The sequence below is a fragment of the Nostoc sp. CHAB 5715 genome (genome assembly GCF_020829685.1).
GTDB lineage: Bacteria > Cyanobacteriota > Cyanobacteriia > Cyanobacteriales > Nostocaceae > Nostoc.
In genome coordinates this window covers 1-6,806 of sequence record NZ_JAIVFR010000354.1, presented here as the reverse complement: position 1 = coordinate 6,806, position 6,806 = coordinate 1, and the positions used below count along the sequence as shown (strand labels likewise).

Sequence of the window (6,806 nt, the reverse complement as noted above, 5' to 3'; positions counted from 1 at the left end):
GTATTTGGTAGTGGATTTAGCGCTGTTGCATGACACTAATGGTTTTTTAATCCGCAATAAGTTTGTCGGACATTTGACGATTGTGTTAATCAATAACAATGGCGGTGGGATTTTTGAAATGTTACCTATTGCCAAATTTGACCCACCATTTGAAGAGTTTTTTGGTACTCCCCAGGATATTGATTTTGCTCAGTTGTGCGCTACTTACAATGTGCAGCATGAGTTGATTACTTCTTGGGAGCAGTTGCAGCAAAGATTAAATCCACTACCAAATACAGGAATTCGGGTTTTAGAGTTGCAGACAAATCGTAAAAAAGATGCCAAGTGGCGACAGGAAAATTTAAGGAGATTTGCCGCAGATATTTAGTATTTAAGTATCTTGTTAGATATTGCTAAATAGCAGTATGAGATATACCGATTAGGTCAAACACTTGATAATTCTAAATGTTAAGTTAATTCTTGGCATCACAGGCTTTGAGGTTTTAGGTATTTGGTGCTGCCAATATTCTTGTGTTTTACCTTTCATAATTAAAAGGCTACCATGAGTTAAAACCAACTCTACTTTTTTGAATTTTTTATCGAATTTATGCCTAAGTTGGAATTTTCTTTCACCTCCAAAACTAACAGAATAAATAATTGGATATTTCCCTAATTCTGGCTCATCATCAGAATGCCAATAAACACTGTCTTTGCCATCACGGTAAAGATTGAGAAGAACACTATTAAAGGAGAATTGGGTTATCTCTTCAACTCTCTTCTTTATTAATAACAACACTGGTGTCCAAGGTATTGGATTCATTTTAATTTTTGAATATGTATAACATTTACCAGTGTCGCCATACCATGCAGTCAGTCTGGGTAAGTCTATCTCTTTGCCATAGCATTTTATTTTGTCTTGTTGCCAATTAACTTCTATAAATAACCTCTGGAGTATTTCATCACTTTCCTCCACTGTAAAATAGCTAGGATAGAATGTAATTTCTGCGTCAGGTACAGAAAGTTGGTCTACCTGCAAGTGTGAAGTATGTGCAGATTGCTGCCAGAGGTTCAGGCTTAATTGAGTATCGGTATCATATTTCATTCAATAAATGAAATCTTTATTTTAGGTTATTGCTTAACGCCAATACTGTATACAACATTCCAAGTCAAACGCGGCTTTCTACTTTCTTGAATAGCATCATATATTTGACCTAAATTGCTTGGCTCTTCACTAACTAGTCTATCACAACGTGACTCAATGAAGGGAGAAAGAGTTAAACCTGATTCTCTAGCAATGTTTTTAATACGTTGTTCCCACATAAGACCACGTCTTTCTATAAAAATAAACCTTGCTCCAGTAGGTGCAAATTTTACAACTTGAGTTAAAAATGAGCGTAATCGAGGATTGTCATTAAATATTTCAGACAATAAAAAATTCAATACATATATATCTTGACCCCATACACTTCCAAGATAAGGTAATTGATCCAAATCGGTAACATCACAAGGTAGAAGATTACCTGATGGGATTATTGGCCATTTCGAGCGATTAGCACCATATAGATTTTTGAATGACTCATTAACTTGCTCTCTTATGCCGTACCATGAGCTTGCCCATTCCTTAACCTTGTCGAGTAGTTGAAAATCTACACTAACAGAAATTCCAAGTTTTTGTGTCTCAAAAAACTTTGCCATTGCCATTAGCTCTGTACCAGGCCCAGCACCGAAGGCACAAATTTTCAACTCATGACGCTCTTTGGCAATTCCTAAAACATAATTAAGCAAATCTTTATTTGATTCTATAACGTACTGAAAGGTACTAGCATTAGCAGCCGCAACAATATATAAATACGCAAGTCGGCAAGCAGGCTCTTCATAGTTCAGGTCAGGAACTCTGTCGGAGTACCACTCTGCTTGGTTACGTTCAGCTTCATCTAAAATAAGTTGATATACTTCATCTATAGATATTTGTAACTGATTTGAAAGAAAAGCTATTTCTTTATTTAGTATAGGGTTCAGTAACTCAAAAAAAGTAATTGTCATGTAAGAAATCCTATTAAGTTAGAATATCATCTTCTTTTTTTTGCAGATAGATAAAAACCGTAGAAATACTGATTTAAATATTTCTGAGGAATTTCTGCCTAGCTGGAAACAAAGCAGGGATAAGTGAAAAATATTTTACAAGCAACTGATTGCAAAAGCAGATGCACGATTTGACTCTCATCTTGATGAATTGAAAGAAAACGGAGAATGAAGTTATGGCAACAAAACTTAGTGATGTAATAGAACAACTCCCACCAGCACGTCGAGCAAAAATTGAAGCTCATGCTCAAGAGCTTATTGCTGAAAATATGAAGCTTCAAGATATTAGAAAAGCGAGAAAGTTAACTTAGGAATCTACTGATTGACCTTGTAACCACCCTTCCAAGTCAGCGATCGCAATTTCAATTCCAACAACGCCAAAGCTAACGCTTCCAAAGTTCCTCCGTAATTTCACCAAATAGTCGTTTTAACAGTTGCAGGACGAGCGATCGCACTTCTTCTTCCACCGCTTCTGATATACTTGCGCGTCTACAAATGCTTCTTCACTTCGAGAAACTTTATTTGTAGCCATAATTATTTTACGGAGTGCGATCGCTCTTCTTCTCTGCGTCTCTGGCTAAAACTTACCCTCTTACTTCACTTTGTAACCACCCTTCTAAGTCAGCAAGAGTAGAGAAATCCAACAAAGCATCACCTAAAGCTTCCAACTGTTCTAGCGATAACCCTTGAATCTGAGACAGAAGCGCATCAGTAATATTACCCACGCGCCGATTTAATAGTCGTAAAATGATCGTTCTTTCTCCTTCAACCTTTCCTTCTTCCTTCGCTTCCAGAATAGCCCGTGGTTCTTCCAAATTCAGTCCCAACATCGTTGCAATCTCCTCTCGACTTAGGTTAGAAAACTTGTAGACGATAATCGTCGTTATTAAATCAATTATCGCTTGCTCCGATTGTTGCCGTGCTTGTTCCAGCAAAAACCGCGCCCCTTCCACTGCTTCCGTTTCAGAAGTAATATTTGTCAGCAACATCAAACCCAATCCCAAAGGTTGTTGTCGCAAATCCCCCAACTCATCTAGATAAACCCGCCTGACTTGACCACTTTCCAACAAAGCGCGGTGAATCGTTGAGGAAGAAGGTTCTAGGCTGCCAGAAGCAAAAATTATTACCCCAAACCAGTCATCGTAACGAATAGAGTTACGGTAGAGAAACAAAAACAATTCGCTAAAGAAGCGGTGATACAGGTCTTCATCCTTCTGAAATAGGACTTACGCAAAAAGTGCTGAAAAGCTTAATTTATCGAACCGCCAAGAACGCCAAGAACGCCAAGAATCGTAGAGTTTGCGTAAGTCCTATGAAACTGGACTTCTGCAAAAAAGACGGTTTTGGAAACTGCATTAGCCGGAGGTAAAAACACTCCATCAATCCGAAACGCCGTTTCTTTTACTTCTACTGATTCAAACTGGTAGTTTTGGGCTTCTGGGGGTGGTTCATCTACTAATTCAAACAACAAACCCGGAAATTGCTTAAATAATTTGTAGAAGATGGAGTCGCGCCGCATTTTTATTCCTCAACACCCAGACAATTATCAGATTGTAAAGGCTTGAGACAACAATTTTAGCGTAGGCGTAGCCCACCGTAGGTATCGCTTGTCCCTGCGTCCGCGATAAAATTCTCAAGCACAACAGCGCACTCCATATCAATGCAAATTAACTGGCAAACTGCCAAAACCTACGAAGATATTCTGTATCAAAAAACTGATGGCATTGCGAAAATCACCATCAACCGCCCTCATAAACGCAATGCTTTCCGTCCTGAAACAGTCTTTGAACTGTACGATGCTTTCTGTAATGCTCGTGAAGATACTACTATTGGTGTTGTTCTATTTACTGGCTATGGACCACATACTGATGGTAAATATGCCTTCTGTTCTGGTGGCGATCAAAGCGTGCGGGGACATGCGGGTTATGTGGACGATACTGGCATCCCTCGCTTGAATGTGCTGGACTTACAACGCCTGATTCGTTCCATGCCGAAAGTGGTGATTGCTTTAGTAGCTGGATATGCGATCGGTGGTGGACATGTTCTACACTTAATTTGCGACCTTACCATTGCCGCCGATAACGCCATTTTTGGACAGACTGGCCCAAAAGTAGGCAGTTTCGATGGTGGTTTTGGAGCTAGCTATCTCGCCCGCGTTGTGGGGCAAAAAAAAGCTAGAGAAATTTGGTTTCTCTGCCGCCAATATGATGCACAACAAGCGCTAGAAATGGGCTTAATTAATTGTGTCGTCCCAGTCGAACAACTAGAAGCAGAAGGTATTCAATGGGCGCAAGAGATTTTAGAAAAAAGTCCGATCGCAATTCGGTGTCTCAAAGCTGCGTTCAACGCTGATTGTGACGGACAAGCTGGTTTACAAGAACTCGCTGGCAATGCCACCCTACTTTATTACATGACAGAAGAGGGGTCTGAGGGCAAACAAGCGTTTCTCGAAAAGCGACCACCAGATTTCCGCTCTTTTCCTTGGTTACCTTAAAAACTGCAAAAATCGCACCCTTTAGGGAGGTGCGATTTTTGTAGATGTCAACTTTTACAGCACTAAAAATCTTAAAAACAAATCTTATCTTAAGCAAATTACAAAATCAGTTCAGTAATAATGGATGACTAAATAACGGCTGCTTTAGTCTTTACCTGTTCAGATATAGAGATAGCTATTTCCTCTACAGGGGCAACAGCATTGTCTAAATCTGGGGCTAAGGAATGAGAAGATGTTAAAACTGGGGCTGCATCTGGCAAAATCCAAGCATCTTCCAAGGTTTCCCAAGATGGTGCAAAAGGTGGAAGCGCCAAAGAACAAGCTTTCCAAGTTGCTTGAACTGGTGCTCCCAATTGCTGACACGTTCCGCCACGGCGACCCTCTGGCTGGTAATGACGGCAATATTTACAGGCAGATGCTAAAAATTTAATGGGTTTCATTTGGATTCATCTTTAGTGCCGTTTCCGGCTGAATTTCACCTTTATATTTTGCTTCTATATATAAAGACAGATAAAAGCCAAAAAGCCATTATTTTTTATAGGTTTCAGCGATCCCAACGAAAAAATAAACTTTAGGATATTTTTATATTCTTGTTATATTTTTCAATAATGCTTAAAGTGGTTGCCTATAGGTTTTGGCTAAAACTTATTAGGGATCAAGACTAAAACCAAAGCTTTTGATTTCTTTAGCCTTTTAACTTCCTCCTTAAGGATAGCTTAAGGCATATAATTTAAGATAAATAGTCTGCTTTGCGTACCACATTAGGCATATTTTAGCAGGAAAATATATTTTTTCTCAAGAATCAAAACTAGATTTATGTGCAGCCGCAAGTTACTTGAGGATAAATTCTGCTCAAAGAATAATCACTAAACTATTTGCTTTCAATTTAAAACTGTTTAGCAGCACAGACAGAACAGACTTCCCAGCGCTGGAGTTCGCCGGGTGGGGTGGGAGATTGACACTGGGGACAAAGGGGTAAGCCATGCGATCGCGATCGCATGATCTTTGTCCAATGCCCAAAAGCAGCATCCACATCCTTGGCGGGTGTAACATCAGGGCGGCTAATCTCATCACCAAGGTAACTGGGATGCTCATGGGGCGAAACCGTTTGTTGCTGTTTTCTCTCCACAGATGGATTCTGCCACCCAGCAGTAGAGAAGCGAATATCAACCAAAGGCGTTGGCAGCTTTTTATTCAACTTTAAAAGCACAGACGTGCGACCAAAAGTCAAGTTTTGCGCCCAAGCAGCACTAGAAGTTGCTACCGACAAAACATCGCGTTGAATCGACAATGGTCGAGTATGTGCGGCAACCACTGGGCCAACAACTTCTGGCCAAAACTTGAGCAGGCGTTGAAATGGTTGCTCCTGCCATTTAGCCTGCTTTTCTAGAACGCCTAAAATATCATTAATTGATTTAAACGACATCGTTAAAAGTGGGGAGTGGGGAGTGGGGAGTGGGGAGTGGGGGAGATGAGGGAGATGAGGGAGATGAGGGAGAGAGAATAACTAATGCCCAATGCCCCATGCCCCATGTCCAATTCCCAATCTATCTATTTAGATAATTTTCGCTACTATTGTCACAAATATATTTAAAGTTAATTCCAGCAATCTACGTTTGAGGCACAGAGGCAATGACTCAAAACCCCCTGAATGATTCCGGTACTCAATCGTCTAAAACACCTGGGTTGAAACCAGCACTAGCAGCAGCGCTAGCGAGTTTAGAGGTGCCGCTAGATCAAGAGTTAGCTCGATACCGACGCACGCGAAATGGTTTGGTGGCATCAAAGCAGCCCCGTGTTGCAAGTTACATGAGCAGTCAACCCCAGCCGTTAACTGCTATCCGTACAACATTGGGCACAACTCAGTCATCAGTAACGGAAATTAAACCTAACGTGCCGCCTACATCTGTACCCGTGAATCTTCAGGGAACTTCAGCGCCAGCTACGGCAAAAATTGATGTACCACCGACATCTTCTCTAGCCGTGAATCCTCAAAAGAACCAAGCGTCAGCTATGGCAAAAATTGAGGAACTAAATAATCTCAATGTGCCTTCCACCTCAGATTCTGCTAAAACACAAACTCAACTTCCGCCGCCACCGCCCAACTTTAGTAGCACCATCGTACCAGCAATCATTAAAGATACTAAGAGCGAAAGCCTCTTGCCGCCAAATGACACCCCTAAGCACCCAAATGACTATTTGGAATCTAGTGAAGCACTGCTGCGAAGTCTGACAGAAGAACAACCAGAAA

6 protein-coding genes and 3 pseudogenes are annotated in these 6,806 nt (G+C 40.8%); 4 read left to right on the top strand and 5 right to left on the bottom strand.

Annotated features, from left to right (window positions below):
* Positions 1–367 (top strand): annotated as a pseudogene (locus LC574_RS19765) (2-succinyl-5-enolpyruvyl-6-hydroxy-3-cyclohexene-1-carboxylic-acid synthase); the annotation flags it as partial.
* Positions 368–418: 51 nt separating this feature from the next.
* Here the strand turns inward: LC574_RS19765 and LC574_RS19760 are convergent.
* Together LC574_RS19760 and LC574_RS19755 are read right to left on the bottom strand one after the other, a co-directional pair.
* On the bottom strand, positions 419–1,081 hold the full coding sequence (locus LC574_RS19760; RefSeq protein ID WP_229455070.1) for an alpha-ketoglutarate-dependent dioxygenase AlkB: 663 nt from the start codon (positions 1,079–1,081) through the stop codon (positions 419–421).
* 26 nt (positions 1,082–1,107) lie between these two features.
* Positions 1,108–2,022, bottom strand: coding sequence for a hypothetical protein (locus LC574_RS19755; RefSeq protein WP_229455069.1), 915 nt, complete (start codon positions 2,020–2,022; stop codon positions 1,108–1,110).
* A 215-nt stretch (positions 2,023–2,237) separates the two neighbouring features.
* Between LC574_RS19755 and LC574_RS38140 the strand changes: the two genes are divergently transcribed.
* Positions 2,238–2,372, top strand: coding sequence for a hypothetical protein (locus LC574_RS38140; RefSeq protein ID WP_267871610.1), 135 nt, complete (start codon positions 2,238–2,240; stop codon positions 2,370–2,372).
* A 273-nt stretch (positions 2,373–2,645) separates the two neighbouring features.
* On the opposite strand, the pseudogene LC574_RS19750 reads toward LC574_RS38140, so the two are convergent.
* Positions 2,646–3,580 (bottom strand): annotated as a pseudogene (locus LC574_RS19750) (DUF2887 domain-containing protein).
* 141 nt (positions 3,581–3,721) lie between these two features.
* Here LC574_RS19750 and menB point away from each other — a divergent pair.
* Positions 3,722–4,555, top strand: a complete 834-nt coding sequence (menB, locus tag LC574_RS19745; protein ID WP_109011247.1) for a 1,4-dihydroxy-2-naphthoyl-CoA synthase — start codon at positions 3,722–3,724, stop codon at positions 4,553–4,555.
* A gap of 128 nt (positions 4,556–4,683) precedes the next feature.
* On the opposite strand, the gene LC574_RS19740 is transcribed toward menB, so the two are convergent.
* The gene (locus LC574_RS19740) at positions 4,684–4,995 is read right to left on the bottom strand and encodes a hypothetical protein (RefSeq protein ID WP_229455068.1); all 312 of its coding nucleotides are present in this window, start codon (positions 4,993–4,995) and stop codon (positions 4,684–4,686) included.
* Between the two features lie 446 nt (positions 4,996–5,441).
* Positions 5,442–5,981 (bottom strand): DUF721 domain-containing protein, encoded by a 540-nt coding sequence (locus tag LC574_RS19735; RefSeq protein WP_229455067.1) that lies wholly within the window; start codon positions 5,979–5,981, stop codon positions 5,442–5,444.
* A 206-nt stretch (positions 5,982–6,187) separates the two neighbouring features.
* Here LC574_RS19735 and LC574_RS19730 point away from each other — a divergent pair.
* Positions 6,188–6,806, top strand: a pseudogene (locus LC574_RS19730) (hypothetical protein); the annotation flags it as partial.